Source organism: Saccharothrix sp. AJ9571, assembly GCF_021725495.1.
In the GTDB taxonomy this organism is placed as follows: Bacteria; Actinomycetota; Actinomycetes; order Mycobacteriales; family Pseudonocardiaceae; genus Amycolatopsis; species Amycolatopsis magusensis.
In genome coordinates this window covers 6,748,034-6,762,614 of record NZ_CP091382.1, presented here as the reverse complement: position 1 = coordinate 6,762,614, position 14,581 = coordinate 6,748,034, and the positions used below count along the sequence as shown (strand labels likewise).

Here is a 14,581-nt window from a genome sequence, read left to right as displayed (position 1 = left end):
CTCTTCACGAACTTGCATTTGATGTTAACTATCGGGCGCCCTAGCGTTCCTGGCATGAACCTCACCGTCCTCGCGGCGTCCGGCCGGACCGGGCTCGCGATCACCCGCCAGGCGCTGCGGCGCGGTCACACCGTCACCGCGATCGCCCGCGATCCCGGGCGCATCGCCCTCCCCGATTCCCCCGGCCTGCGCAAGGCGGCGGGCGACGTGGACGACCCGGCGAGCATCGCCGCGATCATCGACGCGGACTCCGTCGTGCTTTCGGCGCTCGGCACGGACCGGGCGGGCGTGCTGCTGGCCGGAGCCAAGGCGGTCGTCGCCGCCGGACCGGAACGCCTCATCTGGCTCGGCGCCTACGGCACCGGCAAGTCCGCCGGCGCGGCCGGAGAAGCCGCGGGCATTCTCGTGAAGGCGCTGGGCGACCGGTTCGCGGACAAGGTCGACGCCGACAACACCGTCCTCGCCGCCGGAGGCACGGTTTTCCACGCCGGGGCGCTCGCCGACGGGCCGGTGAGCCCCCGGCGGCGCACGGTCGGCCTGGAAGCCGCGCCCCCGTTCGACCTCACCGCGACGGTCAGCCGGGAAACCGTCGCCGCGGCCATGCTCGACGAAGCCGAAGAACCCCGCTTCCCCGGCACGGTCGCCCTGCCGCTGCCTGCCTAAGCCTCGGTGATCTCCGCCAGCGAAGCCCGTACCTGCTCACGGAGCCAGGCGTGCGCGGGGTCGGAGTCGAAGCGCTGGTGCCAGTTGCAGACGATCGCCGCGGCCGGGGACTCGATCGGCAGTGGCCGGGTGATCAACCCGAACGCCTCGATGAGGGGGCGGCCGAGGATCGCCGTGCAGGTCACCAGCACGTCGCCGCGGCGGGCTGTCTGCAGGGCGACGGGCACGGTCGCCACCGCCGCGACCACCCGGCGGTGCAGCCCCTCGGCGGCCAGGACATCGTCGATCGGCGCGGTGAGGCGGCCACGCCGGGAGATCACCACGTGCGGGTGTGCCGCGTACGACCGCGGATCGAGGTCCTCGGCACACGGGTGATCCGGGCGCATCGCCACGACGAGCGGATCGTGCCCGAGCACCTCGGACCGGAATTCGGGCAGGGTGGGCCTGCCACCGCCGAGTTCCAGATCGACGCGACCCTGGCGCAGGTCGTCGGTGTCGGCGGAGTGCTCGGCCAGCACCCGCAACCGCACGCCGGGGGCCTGCTCCTGGATCCGGCCGACCAGCACGGGCACCACGGACGCGGCGAGCGCGTCGTGGCACTGGATCGTGAAGGTGCGTTCCAGTGCGGCGAGGTCCAGTTCGCGGATCGGCGAAAGCACTTCGTGGGCCTGCCTGAGCAGCCGGTGCACGTCCTCGCGGATCGCCACCGCGTACGGCGTGGGGACCATCGTGTGCCCGGTGCGCACCAGGATGTCGTCGCCGGTCACGGCGCGGAGGCGGCCGAGCGTGCGGCTGACCGCGGGTGACGACAGGTGCAGCCGCTCGGCCGCGCCCATCACGCTGCCTTCTTCGAGCAGCGCGTCGAGCACCGTGAGCAGGTTCAGGTCCACTTGCATGACAGTAAATCCTATTCGACCACAAATGCAGGAGAGTCAATGAGTCAGGAACTGCTCACCGCCACCGCGACCGCCGTCCGCCAAGCAGGCGCCCGCCTGCTTGAGCGCTATTCCCCCGAAGCACGCCGGCCCGGACTTCCCGAACTCCTCGCGGCCCTCCGGGACAACGACGCGGCCGTCGTCGATGTCCTGCGCCCGGCGCTGGCCGAACTTCACCCGAACGGGGAGTGGCTCGACGACGAGCACGGGTCGGGCCCGCTGGCCACGGGCGAGTGGTGGCTCGTCGACCCGGTCGGCGGCAACGTCAACGCGGTGCACGGGATGACCGACTGGAACATCGGCGTGAGCCTCGTCCGTGACGGCCGCCCGGTGCTCGCGGTGATCTACTTCCCGTTGTCCGACGAGATGTACACGGCCATCGACGGCGGCGGCGCTTTCCTCAATGGTGTGCGGCTGCGGGTCTCCGCGAAGGATTCACTGGAGGGTGCCTTGGCGGGCACCGGCCAGGCGCAACCCGGCCGCGGACTCGCCGGGCGCCTGGGTGCCTCGTTCACCGCGATGCTGAAGTCGGCCCTCTACGTGCGCGTCTCCGTGCCGGTGAGCCACCAGCTCGCCCTGGTCGCCGCGGGCCGGATGGACCTGCACTGGCAGTTCGACAACGTGCGCTCGCACGTGGCCGGTGTGCTGCTGGTGCGGGAGGCCGGGGGCGTCGTCACCGACCTCGATGGCAAGCCGTGGGAGCCAGCCAGCGCGGACTACCTCGCGGCCGCGCCGGGTGTCCACGCCGCCGCGCTCGAAGTCCTGCGCGCGGTGTCCACAGTGGATCAGTAAAACATCGGGATCGCGTGATCCCTTTCACCGGACCCGGGATTGCGCCGATTCCGCGACCGCTGTTTGCCCCCCGATCGCGGGGGTAGCCGCGCGGGGACAGCAACCGTGACTGAGGAGGTCCCCATGACACAGGGAGTCGGTGGCCAGTCCCCACCGCAGCACCAGAGCAAGCCCGCGGTCGCGAAGGAAGAAGCCGCCGAACTCGGGTCGGCCGCCGCCGAACGTGGCGGCGAGGTCGCCCAGACGGCCGCGGAGGAAGCCAAGCACGTCGCCGCGCACGCCAAGCGCGAAGGCCAGGACCTGCTGCGGGAAAGCCGGGAACACCTGGTGGCGCAGGCCAGGGAGGGCCAGCAGAAAGCGGCACGCGGACTGCACGACCTGGCCGACCAGCTCGGCCGGATGTCGGAGAAGGCGGAGGTGGCTGGCACCGCCTCCGACGTCACCCGCCAGGTCGCCGAGCGGGCCCACTCGGTGGCGGGCTGGCTGGAATCCCGTGAACCGGGTGATCTGCTCGGCGAGGTCCGCGACTTCGCCCGGCGCAAGCCCGGCGTCTTCCTCGCCGGCGCGGTGGTCGCCGGTGCGCTGGTCGGCAGGCTGACCCGCGGAGTGGTGGCGGGCAAGCAGGAGGAGCAGGCCGCCGGTTCCGGTGGTGCGCAAGCACCTTCCGCGCCACCGCAGCCTTCCGCTCCGCCGGCGGCCGCGACTCCCCCGCCCGTGGCGCCGACGACCGCGGGGACCGTGCCGCCCACCGCACCCCCGCCACCCGCTACGACACCGCCCGTCGCCCCGCCGCCGCCCGTTTCTCCTGCCGCACCCACGGCACCCGGTGGCTTCACCACCCCGCAACCCGCTGAGCCGGCGGACCCGCGGTTCCCCGCACCGGGGCAGGTGCCGTGATGACGGGGGCGACCGGAACCCCACCGCCGAAGCCCGATGTGTCCGACGTGTCCGTCGGCGAGCTGATGTCCAACGTCATGCGTGATCTCTCCACGCTGGTGCGCCAGGAAGTGACGCTGGCGAAGGCGGAGCTCAAGACCGAGGCGGCCAAGGCAGGCAAGGGCGCCGGCCTGCTCAGCGGCGCCGGGTTCGCGGGCTACATGGTCCTGCTCTTCCTGTCGCTGGCCCTGTGGTGGGGGCTGGCCAACGTGATGGACCAGGGCTGGGCGGCCCTGATCGTGGCGGGCCTCTGGACCGTGGCCGGCGGGGTGCTGCTGGCCACCGGCCGCCGGGAACTCCGCCGAGTCAAGCCGAAGCCGGAGCAGACCGTGGAAACCCTCCAGCAGGTCCCCGGCGCGTTGAAGGGTGAGCGAGCATGACCGAGCCGGATCGAATCCGCCACGACATCGAGAACACGCAGCAGAACCTGAGCAGGGACGTGGACGCGCTCACCGAAAAGGTGACGCCCGGCCGGATCGTCGAGCGGCGGGTCGGGCGGCTGCGTGACGCGGTCACCGCGACGAAGGACAAGGTGATGGGCACAGCAGAGAGCGGGACCAGGGCCATGGGCGACAAACTGGAAAACGCCGGGGACAAGACCGGGGCGGTGGCCTCGTCCGCGGTGTCGGCGGTGAGCCAGGCACCGGAGGCCGTGCGGCGCGAAACCCAGGGCAATCCGCTCGCCGCCGGATTGATCGCGTTCGGCGCCGGGTGGCTGGCCGCTTCCCTGTTGCCCGCGTCGAAACGGGAGATCGAAGCCGCCGGGCAGGCGGTGGACTTCGCCCGTGAGCACGTGCAGCCGGTCGCGCAGCAGGTGGCCGAGCAGGCCAAGGACCAGCTGAGCGAACCCGCGAAGCAGGCCGCCGAATCGGTCAAATCCGCGGCGAGCGAGGCCGCGTCGAACGTCTCCGGCGAGGCTCGTTCGGCCGCCGAAGACGTCACCGGTCGCGCCCAGGAAGCAAAGGAAAAGGTGCAGCCGCAGAGCTGACCGAACCGGCACCGGCCGGGCACGGAAAACTCGTGCCCGGCCGGTTCCGGTCAGTTCAGTTCAGTTCCGGACGCTCCGGGTGAGGCTGGTGAGTGCGCCGGGGAGGTCGTTGACCCGGAGCACGCGCTGCCCCCGGAACTGGTCCCACCCGGGCCCGGCCAGGCACAGGCGCCCGCCCGCGCGCCGGACACGCCGCAGGAGGCCGAGATCGGCGGTGCTCGGCGTCATCGACCACAGCACGACGAGCTCCGGGGCGAGCTGCTTGGTCAGGTCCACGATCGTGTCCGGCGGCACCATCGGCCCCAGGAACACCGCGGGCACCTTGCGTTCGGTCAGTGCCGCGCGGAGTACTTCCAGCGGCAGGGTGTGCCGTTCGGTGGGACAGCAGGCGAGCAGCAGCGGCGGTCCGCCGGGTTCGTTGCCGAAGGGGCGGGTGTGGCGTTCCAGCGCCGCGGAGATCTCCCCCGCCAGAGCCCATTCCGCGGCGAAGCACGGTTCACCGGCGGTCCAGTCGCGTTCGAGGCGATGCAGAAGCGGTACCAGGATCTTCAGCCAGGTCTCGACCGGGCCGGCGGCGGCGAGCGCGTCGTCGAGCAGGGCGGCCATGGTCGCGTAGCGCAGCCCGCTCGCGGCCGCGTGCAGGGCCTCGATGGTGCCGTCGGTGTGCTGGGCCACGTGCCGGCCCGTCCGCTCGGACAGCACGAGATCCGCGGCTTCCTTGGTCTTGACCCCGCGCTCCATCAGGCTCTGCATGCGCCGCAGTCTGGCCACGTCCGCGGCCGAATAGCGGCGCTGGCGGCCGGACTCGCGCACGGACGGCCCGATGCCGTAGCGGGCGTCCCAGCTCCGCAGGGTCACCGGGGACACCCCCAGCAACTCCGCGACCCGGCCGGAGGTCCACACACTGCGGGCCAGGTCGTCGACCTGGTTCGGCGCGGGCTGGGGTCCCATGACCGGCAATCATCGCACAACTCGGCCCGCGCGCAGGAAATGCGGGCTTCCGGGTGATGTCGTAGGCTCCTGGCATGCATCGGTTGTGCAGCGTTTGACCGGTTGCGCGTGGAATCCCGGGTTGGCCCGCCGCTCAACGGGTACCTCCCGCTCGGATTCGGCGAAAGAGACAAAGTGGGCAGGGTGACAGGAGGTGCGGCATGCTTACCGGCGGACGACCAGTCACCGAACCGGCGACCGGACGAGTACGAGAGGCCGAGCCGGTCGAGGCCGGGCACGCCGCGCCGGACCGGCGGGAAGCGATCCAGCACCGGCGCGGGCGGCGGATGCTGGGCGAGGACCTGCTGCGGGCGATCGCCTCGGGGCATCGCCGGCGGTGATCCCCTCGGCCGTGGCGGTACGGGCGCGAGCGGTCCGCGAGGACGTCGCCGGGGTGACCGCGTCCGCCTGGCTCTCGTGGTCGGCCGGTGCGCTGGTGGTGCTGGCGCAGATCCTCTACTCGATGTCCGAGCCCGGCCAGCGGTTCGCGACCACGGCGATCTCCGTCGTGGCTTTCGCGGCGTCGTCGGTCTTCGACGCGGTGAGCCGGTTCGGGACGCGGGCCGCCGTGGTCTTGGTGGCGGTCGCCGGAGGTGGCGGGCTGACCGCCGAGGCACTCGGCGTGCACACCGGCTTCCCGTTCGGTGACTACGCCTACACCGGCACCCTGGGCGTGGAGCTGTTCGCGGTACCGGTTCTGGTGCCGCTGGCGTGGATCATGATGGCGTGGCCGGCGTTCCTGGTCGGCCGGGCACTGGGGGCAGGCTGGTGGGCGGTGCCGGTCGGCGGCTGGGCGCTGGCGTCGTGGGACGTGTTCCTCGATCCGCAGATGGTCGACGAGGGGCATTGGCGGTGGCTGGACGTCACGGCGACCCTGCCCGGTGTCGACGGCATCCCGCTGTCCAACTTCGCGGGCTGGCTGCTGGTGGCGACCGTGCTCGTGCTCCTGCTGCACCGCCTCCTGCCGGACGACCGGGTCTCGATCCCGAGACTCCGCGGTGGCGCGGCGCCGGTGCTGTACCTGTGGACCTACTTCTCCTCGGTGTGGGCGCACGCCGCGTTCTTCGGCCGTCCCTGGGTGTCCCTGGTCGGCGGGTTGGTGATGGGTGCCGTGGCGCTGCCGTTCGCCCGGGCGCTCTGGCGTGGCCGCCGATGAGGCCGTCCACGCTGGTGGTGCGTACGGCCGCGGCCACAGCCGTCCTCGCCACGGCCCACACGGTCGTCAACACGCGGCTGGTGCGGGTGCCCGGCGAGCACCCCGAACCGTGCAATGAGCCGGTTTCGGTGCTGCTGCCCGTGCGCGACGAGGCGGGCCGGGTCGCGGGCGCAGTGCGTTCGTTGCTGGCCCAGCGCGGCGTGCCCGACCTGGAAATCCTGGTGCTCGACGACGGATCCACCGACGGCACCGCCGACGTGGCCCGTGCCGCGGCGGGCGGCGACCGGCGGGTCCGCGTGCTGACCGGCGCGCCACTGCCGGAGGGCTGGCTGGGCAAGCCGCATGCCTGCGCCCAGCTCGCCGAGGCCGCCCGCGGCCGGATCCTGGTCTTCGTCGACGCGGACGTGGAACTGGCTCCACACGCCGTCGCGTCGGCGGTCGAACTGCTGTCGCGGCAGGGGCTGGACGCGGTGTGCCCGTTCCCCCGGCAGGCCGCCGACGACCCGGCGACCCGGTTGCTGCAGCCGCTGCTGCAGTGGTCCTGGCTGACGTTCCTGCCGTTGCGCTGGGCCGAGCGGTCGCCCCGGCCGTCGCTGACCGCGGCCAACGGCCAGTTCTTCGTGCTCACCGCGGCGATGCTGCGCCGGTGCGGTGGCTTCGAGGGCGTGGCCACCGCGGTGCTCGACGACATCGCGCTGATGCGCGCGGTCAAGGCGGCCGGGGGCCGGGGCGTCGTGGCCGACGGCAGCGCGCTGGCCACCTGCCGGATGTACGAGGGCTGGGACGAACTCCGCCGCGGTTACGAGAAGTCGCTGTGGTCGGCCACCGCGAGCCCGGCCAAAGCCGGGGCCCTGGCGGCCGCGCTGGTGTGGCTGTACGTCGTCCCGGCGATCGCCGCCTGCACCGGCTCGCGAGCCGGTCTCGCCGGGTACGCCGCGGCGGTGGCGGGCCGGGTGCTCACCGCGGCCCGCACCCGTGGCCGGGCGTGGCCGGACGCGCTGGCGCACCCGGTTTCGGTGTCCACGCTGATCCTCCTGTTAGGACGGTCCTGGCTCGCGCGCCGCCGCGGGCAGTTGGTGTGGAAGGGCCGGCGGCTGCGGGGGGTGCGGTAGTGGCACGCGTGGTCGTGATCGGCGCGGGCATGGGCGGGCTGGCCGCGGCCGCGCGACTGGCCGCCGCCGGACACCGGGTGACCGTCGCGGAAGCGGCGTCGACCTACGGCGGCAAGCTCGGGACCACGCGGCTGGGGCCGTTCACCTTCGACACCGGGCCGTCGCTGCTGACCCTGCCGCAGGTGTACCGCGACCTGTTCGCCGACACCGGCGCGCCGCTCGACGAGCTGCTCGAGATCGTCCCCGCGGAACCGGCCTGCCACTACCGGTTCGCCGACGGCACCACCTTCGACATGCCGCACGCCATGGCCGAGGTGGGCCCGGCCATGAGCCGGGTGTTCGGGCCCGCCGCCGCGGCGCAGTGGACGAACCTGATGACCGACGCGGCACGGACGTGGGCGCTCGTGGAAGACCCCGTGCTGCGGCGCCCCCTGCGCCTTCCCGAACTGCTGCGCCACAGCGCGCATCCCCGGCACCTCCACCGGATCGCGCCCTGGCGCACGCTGCGGACGCTGGGCCGCAAGTGGCTGACCGACCCCCGGCTGCGGATGCTGCTGGACCGCTACGCGACCTACAGCGGCTCCGACCCACGGCGGCTGCCCGCGGTGATGTCCGTGGTGCCCTACATCGAACAGCGCTTCGGCGGCTGGTACGTGCGCGGCGGTCTGCGCCGCCTGGCGGACGCCCTCCACACGCGGTGCACCGAACTCGGGGTCGACTTCCGCTTCGACACGCCCGTCAGCGCGGTGCGGACCACGGGCGGCGGTGTGCGTGGCGTGGCCGTCTCCGGTGGCGGCCTGCTGGACGCGGACGTCGTGGTCTCCAACGCCGACGCCACCCACCTCTACGAGGACCTGCTTCTCGATCGCCGCGCCCGCGGTCCGCGCCGGGCGCTGGCCGCCGCCACGCCGTCGCTGTCCGGTTTCGTGCTGCTGCTGGGCCTTCGAGGCCGCACCCCGGCGCCCCGGCACCACCGCGTGTTGTTCCCCGCCGACTACGACGCCGAATTCGACGACATCTTCGGCGACCGGCCGCGCCCGGTCGCCGATCCGGCCGTCTACGTCTGCTCCCCCGCCGACCCGGCCACCGCGCCCGACGGGCACGAGTCGTGGTTCGTCCTGGTCAACGCGCCGCGGCAGGGACCGGTGGACTGGACCCGGCCCGGTGTCGCCGACGACTACGCCGATCACGTGCTGGCCGTCCTGGCCCGCCGCGGCCACGACGTGCGCGCCCGGATCGTCCACCGCGCGGTGCGCACGCCCGCCGACTGGCAGCACGACACCGGCGCCGCGGGCGGTTCGCTGTACGGCACTTCGTCCAACGGGACCAGGGCGGCGTTCCTGCGCCCGGCGAACCGGAGCCCGCTGCCCGGGCTGTACCTGGTCGGCGGCTCGGCCCACCCCGGCGGCGGGCTGCCGCTGGTGGCCCTGTCAGCGAAGATCGTCGCCGGGCTCGTCGGCCATGCCTGAGCCCGGCCAGGCCCGCCCCGCCAGCGCCCGCCGGATCCCGGCCACCAGTTGCACCCCGCCGGCGAGCGCGCAGAGCGACCAGAGCACCAGGCACACCGACGCCCACGGCCACTGCGTCCACGGGGTGCCCGAAGGGAACACGGCCGCGCCGAGACAGGCCACGGCGACGATGACCACCCGGGTCGGCCGTTCCGCCACGGTGATCGCCCCCGCCGAGGACATGCCCACGCCCTGCGCCCGGGCCCTCGCGTACTCGTGCAGGAACATCGCGACGACGATCGCCGCCGCCCAGCGGAAATCCCCGCCGAGCGCGACGAGCACCGCGGCCAGGCCGACGTCGGAAAGCCGGTCGGCCACCGCGTCGACCACCGCGCCCAGCGGCCGCGCCCGCCCGCCACGCAACGCGACCGCGCCGTCGACCCCGTCGAGCACTCCCCCGAGCACGACCAGCACCAGCGCCACCCACGGCCACCGCGAGGCGGCCACGACCGCACCCGCGGTGCTCAGCACCCCCGCCGCGGACAACACGTCCGGCGGCACGCGCGCCACCGGCCGCGCCAGCAGGTGCATCAGCCGGATCCAGCCCACCGCGACCCGATTCCCGGAGACGTCCTCACCATGCAGCCGAGCCCAGCCCCGCACCGAATCCTCGTCGGCGCTCACGTGACACCCCCCTCCCACCCGGCGGGTACCCGGTGCGCGTGATCGTCCTCGCCCGCGCCTCCCTGCGCCACGCGATCTCCGCGCTGCGGGGGCGCGACGTAGCGCTGTGGGCCGCCGGGCTCACCTTCTTCGCCGTGCTGGGCCTGGTTCCCGCGCTCCTGCTCGCCCTGCGGGGAGCCGCCGAGCTGGTCGGCTCCGGCGTGATCCTCGAAGGAACCGAGGCGCTGGCGGCGGCTCTGCCTCCCGAGCACAACGCGGGCGCGGCGGTCACCACGCTCACGGACGCGGCGCTCGGCGCGTCGTGGCCCGTGCTGCTCGCCATGCTGTTCCCGGCGAGCTTCTACGGCGAAGGACTGCGGCGCAGCCTGACCCAGGCGGCCGACCGGCGGCCCGGCCGGTTCCTCGGCTGGAAGGGCAGGCTCGGGTTCCTGCCGGTGATCGTGGCGGGCCCGGTGCTCATCGCCGCGGCGCTGGCGCTCGCCCCGCTCATCGCGCGCCGGTACGCCGAGGGCGGCTGGAACACGGTCGCCGGGATCGCGATCTCCTTCCACGTGCTGTGGATCGCGGTCTCCGTCGCGGTGGCGCTGGTGTACAGCTCGACCGCGTCCACCGTGGTCCCCCACCGGTGGGCGGTCGCCGGCGGGCTGGCCATCGGCACCGTGCTCAGCGGTTTCCTGCACGGGTTCCTGCTGTTCCTGGCCATCCCGATCGACTGAAGCCTGCCGTTCGCCGGGCTGGCGGCCGTCGGCACCACCGTGGCGCTGGCGTTGTGGCTCTACCTGCTCCACCTGATCCTGATCGTCGGCTACCGCGTGCTGCTCAGCGTGCACCGGGTCGTCACCGGCGGTCCGCGGTAGCCCGCCGGGCCTCCACCGCCCGAAGGAGCCCGAGGCGGCCCTGGTTGGGCACCGACCAGATCGGCTCGCCGCGCAGCCCCCACCCGGCGAGGAGCCGGTTCGCCGCCTGCCAGCCGGTGGTGGCGGCACGCTCCATCAAGGCCACCGGGAGGTCCACGCGGATCCCGTCCCCGGCCAGCACCAACCCCGGCACCGGCGTCTCGACCGTGGGACGGCGGGCGAAGTCACCGAGGCCGAACAGCGGGCAGTCCTCGCGCCACTGTTCCAACTCCCCCACGATCCGCGCATCCCGGCTCTCCGGGTAGATCTCGTGCAGCCGGGCCAGCAACCGCTCCGGGAGGTCGTCCGTCCGCTCGTGGACGGCGTAGGCGTGCAATTCCACCACCGAGCCCCCGGTGTCACCGGCCCAGCCCGCGGCCTGCGCCTCGAACCGGTCGAGCAGGCTGATGTTGTCCAGTGGCGGCAGGCTGCCGGTGCCGAGGAACGGCGGGCGATCAGTCCGAAGTGGACGATCGAGCCACAGGCGGCGGACGTAGAACGCGGGCGCGGTCCGCAGCCCGTCGACGCGCTCACGCCATACGGACGTTCCCAGGTCCGGGGACGCACCGATCACCTCGCGCAACCCGGGCACGTCCAAGGCCAGGACGACGCCGTCCACCAGCGAATCACCGACCCGGAAGCCGCCACGGCCTTCAGCACGCACCGCGTCCACCGGAGCACCGAGGTGGATTCGCACGCCCAGGCCCTCGAGGTGCCCGGCCAGCGGGTTCCACAGGCTCGCCGGGTAGGTGTCCTCCGGAACGTCGAAGATCAAGCCCTCCGAGGAGCCGAGGAAGTACATGTGGAACATCGTCACCAGCTCGGCCGCGGAAAGCTCGGCGGGCGAGGCGAAGAAGCTGCGGGAGAACACCTCGAACGCCAGGTGCCGGGCGCTGGCCGGGAAGTTGAGCTGGTCGAGGAAGGTCGCCGCGTCGATGTCGTCGAGCTGGTGGTAGGTCTCGGGCACGGACACCGTCGCCAGCGACAACGCCCGGACCGGGTCCACCCGCACCAGGTCGCGCAGCTTGAACGTGGGGCTGCGCAGCGCGAACACCAGCGCGTTCCACGGCGGGCGGCTGGGCAGGCCGCGGAAGGTGTCGATCCGGCCTTCGGCGTCGAGCAGCGGGTAGTCGGCCACCGGTTTCAGGCGGCGCAACCCGGGATCCGTGCGCCGCAGCAGCGCCCGCAGGTTGTAGTACTGGCGGAAGAAGGCGTGGAAACCGCGGCTCATCGTCACCGGGGTGCCGTCGCCGAGTGCGGTGTCCCAACCACCCGCCCGGCCACCGAGGTAGGGCTCGCGTTCGTACAGCTCGACCTCGACCCCGCGCTCGGCCAGCCCGGTCGCCGCGGTGAGACCGGCGATCCCGCCGCCCACCACCGCCACGCGCGGACGCCGCTGCAGTTCGCCGGCGTGCGCGAGCCCGGGTGCGGGTGGGTGGAGCACCCGGCGGCGGTCCTCGCTCATGCGCCGCGCCCCAGGCGGGCGACCGTCACGCGCGCGGCCGCGACCCCGGCGACGACCACCCGGCGGCGCAGCGAAACGGTGGCCCGCTGGGCGAAGACGTTGTACTCCGCGGCTTCGATCCGGTCGAGGATGCGCGAGTACAGGTCGAAGGCGGTACGCACGCACGGCCGTGAAGCCGGGTGGAGCATCGCGATACCGGGACGCGCACGGCGGTAGACAGCGCGCGTGGTGGCAATCTGGTCGGCCAGCGCCCGCCGCACCGGCTGATCGACGCGCCGGTGCGCCCGGCACCAGCGCAGCCTTTCCCGGTCCACCCCGAAGGTGGCGAGTTCGTCGGCGGGCAGGTAGACGCGGCCGCGGTCCAGGTCTTCGCCGATGTCACGCAGGAAGTTGGTGAGCTGGAACGCTTCGCCCAGCGCGGCGGCGGGCTCCGCCGCTTCCGCGCGGCTGGTGACCGTGCCCAGCACCGGGAGCATCTGCAAGCCGATCACCTCCGCGGACCCGTGCACGTACTCGGCCAGTTCGGCCCGCGTGGCGTACCCGATGGTGTCCAGGTCCATGCGCATCGAGCGGAGGAAGGCGTCGAACAGCGCCCGGTCGAGCGCGAGGCGGTGCGCTGTGTCGGCCACCGCCACCAGGGCGGGCTCGCTGACCGGCGCGCCACCCAGCGCCGCGCCGAGGTCCTTGTCCACCCGGTCGAGGCGCTCCTGCAGTTCCGCGGTGCTCGTGCCGGGTTCGGGTTCGTCGACCAGGTCGTCGACCCAGCGCGCGAAGCCGTACAACGCGTGCACGGCGGGACGGCGGCCCGGGCTCAGCAGGCGGGTGGCGAGGAAGTAGGTGCGGCCGTGCCGGGCGTTGAGTTCGCGGCAGCGGGCGTAGGCCGCGCGGAGCTCGGGACCGGTGATGCCCGCGGCGTCGAGTTCGGCGCGGGTCATCGGCGTGCTCCGGTGATCCGGTCGGCGGCCAGGCGGCCGGACAGCAGCACGGTCGGCACGCCGACGCCGGGTACGGTGCCCGCCCCGGCGAGCACCGCGTTCTCGACCCCGCGCACCAGGTTCGCCGGGCGGAAGGGGCCGGTCTGGGCGAAGGTGTGCGCGTAGCTGAACGGGGTGCCCGCGACCATGCCCCGCGCCGCCCAGTCGTCGGGGGTGAGCAGGAAGGTCCGGTAGATGTCGGCGGTGAAGCCGGGCATCATCCGCCGTTGCACGTGCCGGGCGAGTTCGTCGGCGTACCGCGGGCCGAGCGCTCCCCAGCGCTGGCGGCCGCGGTCGAGGTTGGGCACCGGCGCCAGGATCGAGTACAGGTCGTGCCCCGCGGGCGCGAGGGCGGGATCGGTGGCGGTGGGGCGGGTGATCAGCAGTGACGGGTCGCTCATCAGCGAACCCTGGCCGATGATCTCGTCGAAGGTGCGGTGCCATGCCTCGCCGAAAAGGATGCTGTGGTGCGCCACGTCGGTTCGCGCGCGCACGGTTCCGGCGTGCAGCACCACCGCGGACGGCGCGGGACGCAGGGGTACCAGACGACGAGGGGTGCGGCCGAGCAGGCGGTAGGTCTGGTCGAGTTCGGTGGTGAGCACGACCGCGTCACACGGCAGCCGCCGCCCGGCCGCGGTCCGGACCGCGTGCACGCGCCCGCCGCTCATTTCCAGCGAGGCCGCCGGGTCCCCGTAGTCGAAGGTGGCGCCCGCCTTGGCCACCGCCGCGGCGAGCGCGATGGGCACCGCGCCCATCCCGCCACGGGGGAAGAACACCCCGCCGACGGTGTCCATGTAGGAGATCACCGCGTACAGCGCCAGCGCGCGGCGCGGGGACTGCCCGGCGTACAGCGATTGGAAGCTGAACACCCGCTTCAGGCGGGGATCGTTCAGGAAGCGCCCGATCGCCCCGTCGAGGCTGCGGAAGCCGCCCATCGCGACCAGTTTGGCCAGTTGCGGGGAGAGCAGGGAAAGCGGTGAGTCGAAGTTCGACGCGATGAACCGCTCGAACTCCACGGTGTACAGCTCGCTCAGCCAAGCCCGGAGCCGGAGGTAGCCCTCGGCCTCGGCCGGCCCGGCGAAGGCGCGCACCGCTTCGGCCATCGCCTCGGCGCCGGTGTGCACGTCCAGGTGCGAGCCGTCCGCGAAGAGGGCGCGGTAGGCCGGGTCCAGCCGGCTCAGCTCGAGCCAGTCCCCCAGCTCCTCACCGAGCGCGGCGAAGGTGTCGCCCAGGATGCCGGGCATGGTCAGCACCGTGGGGCCGGTGTCGATCGAGTACCCGTCCAGCTGGTGCCCGCTCGCCCGCCCACCGGGGCCTTCGCGGTCGTCCAGCACGGTGACCGACCGGCCGCGACCGGTCAGGTGCGCCGCCGCGGCCAGCCCGGCCAGCCCGGCGCCGATCACCACCACCCGCTCGGCGGGGCCCGGAATCCGTTTCACCCATGCTCTCCCAGCTTCAGGCGTCCGCACCGATGCACAACCGATGCAAGCTCAGCCTAGAGCGATTCACCCCTTCGTGCATGTCCGGCGGGTCAAGGTCGCG

At 73.3% G+C, this 14,581-nt stretch carries 16 protein-coding genes; 10 read left to right on the top strand and 6 right to left on the bottom strand.

The annotated features are described in order from the left end of the window. Positions 1 to 54 precede the first annotated feature (54 nt). Positions 55 to 663, top strand: coding sequence for an NAD(P)-dependent oxidoreductase (locus L3Q67_RS31360; protein WP_499185039.1), 609 nt, complete (start codon positions 55 to 57; stop codon positions 661 to 663). Here L3Q67_RS31360 and L3Q67_RS31355 read toward each other — a convergent pair. Beyond that, positions 660 to 1,559, bottom strand: a complete 900-nt coding sequence (locus L3Q67_RS31355; RefSeq protein WP_499185038.1) for a LysR family transcriptional regulator — start codon at positions 1,557 to 1,559, stop codon at positions 660 to 662. The genes L3Q67_RS31360 and L3Q67_RS31355 overlap by 4 nt on opposite strands. A gap of 39 nt (positions 1,560 to 1,598) precedes the next feature. On the opposite strand from L3Q67_RS31355, the gene L3Q67_RS31350 reads away from it, so the two are divergent. The 4 genes from L3Q67_RS31350 to L3Q67_RS31335 all read left to right on the top strand — a co-directional run bounded on the left by L3Q67_RS31350 (position 1,599) and on the right by L3Q67_RS31335 (position 4,314). After that, positions 1,599 to 2,390, top strand: coding sequence for an inositol monophosphatase family protein (locus tag L3Q67_RS31350; RefSeq protein WP_499185037.1), 792 nt, complete (start codon positions 1,599 to 1,601; stop codon positions 2,388 to 2,390). Between the two features lie 123 nt (positions 2,391 to 2,513). Then, positions 2,514 to 3,287, top strand: coding sequence for a hypothetical protein (locus tag L3Q67_RS31345; RefSeq protein ID WP_499185036.1), 774 nt, complete (start codon positions 2,514 to 2,516; stop codon positions 3,285 to 3,287). Continuing rightward, a complete protein-coding gene (locus L3Q67_RS31340; RefSeq protein ID WP_499185035.1) occupies positions 3,287 to 3,706 on the top strand; it encodes a phage holin family protein in 420 nt (139 codons plus the stop codon). The genes L3Q67_RS31345 and L3Q67_RS31340 overlap by 1 nt, the downstream gene beginning before the upstream one ends. Next, positions 3,703 to 4,314: a DUF3618 domain-containing protein gene (locus tag L3Q67_RS31335; protein ID WP_499185034.1), complete on the top strand. Its 612-nt coding sequence runs from the start codon at positions 3,703 to 3,705 to the stop codon at positions 4,312 to 4,314. The genes L3Q67_RS31340 and L3Q67_RS31335 overlap by 4 nt, the downstream gene beginning before the upstream one ends. Before the next feature lie 60 nt (positions 4,315 to 4,374). On the opposite strand, the gene L3Q67_RS31330 is transcribed toward L3Q67_RS31335, so the two are convergent. Then, positions 4,375 to 5,265 carry a MerR family transcriptional regulator gene (locus L3Q67_RS31330; protein WP_499185033.1) on the bottom strand — a complete coding sequence of 297 codons (891 nt, stop codon included), beginning with the start codon at positions 5,263 to 5,265 and terminating at the stop codon, positions 4,375 to 4,377. Positions 5,266 to 5,465: 200 nt separating this feature from the next. Here L3Q67_RS31330 and L3Q67_RS31325 point away from each other — a divergent pair, with 200 nt between their 5' ends. Genes L3Q67_RS31325 through L3Q67_RS31310 form a run of 4 tightly spaced genes read left to right on the top strand, consistent with a single transcriptional unit; the run spans position 5,466 to position 9,041 of the window. Continuing rightward, on the top strand, positions 5,466 to 5,645 hold the full coding sequence (locus L3Q67_RS31325; RefSeq protein ID WP_499185032.1) for a hypothetical protein: 180 nt from the start codon (positions 5,466 to 5,468) through the stop codon (positions 5,643 to 5,645). An 11-nt stretch (positions 5,646 to 5,656) separates the two neighbouring features. Continuing rightward, positions 5,657 to 6,460 carry a carotenoid biosynthesis protein gene (locus L3Q67_RS31320; protein WP_499185031.1) on the top strand — a complete coding sequence of 268 codons (804 nt, stop codon included), beginning with the start codon at positions 5,657 to 5,659 and terminating at the stop codon, positions 6,458 to 6,460. Continuing rightward, positions 6,457 to 7,572 carry a glycosyltransferase family 2 protein gene (locus tag L3Q67_RS31315; protein ID WP_499185030.1) on the top strand — a complete coding sequence of 372 codons (1,116 nt, stop codon included), beginning with the start codon at positions 6,457 to 6,459 and terminating at the stop codon, positions 7,570 to 7,572. The genes L3Q67_RS31320 and L3Q67_RS31315 overlap by 4 nt, the downstream gene beginning before the upstream one ends. After that, positions 7,572 to 9,041, top strand: a complete 1,470-nt coding sequence (locus L3Q67_RS31310) for a phytoene desaturase family protein (RefSeq protein WP_499185029.1) — start codon at positions 7,572 to 7,574, stop codon at positions 9,039 to 9,041. Before L3Q67_RS31315 ends, L3Q67_RS31310 begins: the two co-directional genes overlap by 1 nt. Here L3Q67_RS31310 and L3Q67_RS31305 read toward each other — a convergent pair. Next, the gene (locus tag L3Q67_RS31305; RefSeq protein ID WP_499185028.1) at positions 9,003 to 9,704 is read right to left on the bottom strand and encodes a CDP-alcohol phosphatidyltransferase family protein; all 702 of its coding nucleotides are present in this window, start codon (positions 9,702 to 9,704) and stop codon (positions 9,003 to 9,005) included. The genes L3Q67_RS31310 and L3Q67_RS31305 overlap by 39 nt on opposite strands. A gap of 38 nt (positions 9,705 to 9,742) precedes the next feature. Between L3Q67_RS31305 and L3Q67_RS31300 the strand changes: the two genes are divergently transcribed. Beyond that, on the top strand, positions 9,743 to 10,420 hold the full coding sequence (locus L3Q67_RS31300) for a YihY/virulence factor BrkB family protein (RefSeq protein WP_499185027.1): 678 nt from the start codon (positions 9,743 to 9,745) through the stop codon (positions 10,418 to 10,420). Positions 10,421 to 10,541: 121 nt separating this feature from the next. On the opposite strand, the gene L3Q67_RS31295 is transcribed toward L3Q67_RS31300, so the two are convergent. The 3 genes from L3Q67_RS31295 to crtI are packed head-to-tail and all read right to left on the bottom strand — an operon-like array spanning position 10,542 to position 14,478. After that, the gene (locus tag L3Q67_RS31295; RefSeq protein ID WP_499185026.1) at positions 10,542 to 12,065 is read right to left on the bottom strand and encodes a hydroxysqualene dehydroxylase; all 1,524 of its coding nucleotides are present in this window, start codon (positions 12,063 to 12,065) and stop codon (positions 10,542 to 10,544) included. Next, positions 12,062 to 13,000 carry a phytoene/squalene synthase family protein gene (locus L3Q67_RS31290; protein WP_499185025.1) on the bottom strand — a complete coding sequence of 313 codons (939 nt, stop codon included), beginning with the start codon at positions 12,998 to 13,000 and terminating at the stop codon, positions 12,062 to 12,064. The genes L3Q67_RS31295 and L3Q67_RS31290 overlap by 4 nt, the downstream gene beginning before the upstream one ends. Continuing rightward, on the bottom strand, positions 12,997 to 14,478 hold the full coding sequence (gene crtI / locus L3Q67_RS31285; protein ID WP_499185024.1) for a phytoene desaturase family protein: 1,482 nt from the start codon (positions 14,476 to 14,478) through the stop codon (positions 12,997 to 12,999). Before crtI ends, L3Q67_RS31290 begins: the two co-directional genes overlap by 4 nt. Positions 14,479 to 14,581: the final 103 nt, after the last annotated feature.

Bases quoted from the DNA above. Each gene is read 5' to 3' on its own strand.
- L3Q67_RS31360 (WP_499185039.1), top strand. From the start codon at position 55: ATGAACCTCACCGTCCTCGCGGCGTCCGGCCGGACCGGGCTCGCGATC.
- L3Q67_RS31355 (WP_499185038.1), bottom strand. From the start codon at position 1,559: ATGCAAGTGGACCTGAACCTGCTCACGGTGCTCGACGCGCTGCTCGAA.
- L3Q67_RS31350 (WP_499185037.1), top strand. From the start codon at position 1,599: ATGAGTCAGGAACTGCTCACCGCCACCGCGACCGCCGTCCGCCAAGCA.
- L3Q67_RS31345 (WP_499185036.1), top strand. From the start codon at position 2,514: ATGACACAGGGAGTCGGTGGCCAGTCCCCACCGCAGCACCAGAGCAAG.
- L3Q67_RS31340 (WP_499185035.1), top strand. From the start codon at position 3,287: ATGACGGGGGCGACCGGAACCCCACCGCCGAAGCCCGATGTGTCCGAC.
- L3Q67_RS31335 (WP_499185034.1), top strand. From the start codon at position 3,703: ATGACCGAGCCGGATCGAATCCGCCACGACATCGAGAACACGCAGCAG.
- L3Q67_RS31330 (WP_499185033.1), bottom strand. From the start codon at position 5,265: ATGGGACCCCAGCCCGCGCCGAACCAGGTCGACGACCTGGCCCGCAGT.
- L3Q67_RS31325 (WP_499185032.1), top strand. From the start codon at position 5,466: ATGCTTACCGGCGGACGACCAGTCACCGAACCGGCGACCGGACGAGTA.
- L3Q67_RS31315 (WP_499185030.1), top strand. From the start codon at position 6,457: ATGAGGCCGTCCACGCTGGTGGTGCGTACGGCCGCGGCCACAGCCGTC.
- L3Q67_RS31295 (WP_499185026.1), bottom strand. From the start codon at position 12,065: ATGAGCGAGGACCGCCGCCGGGTGCTCCACCCACCCGCACCCGGGCTC.
- L3Q67_RS31290 (WP_499185025.1), bottom strand. From the start codon at position 13,000: ATGACCCGCGCCGAACTCGACGCCGCGGGCATCACCGGTCCCGAGCTC.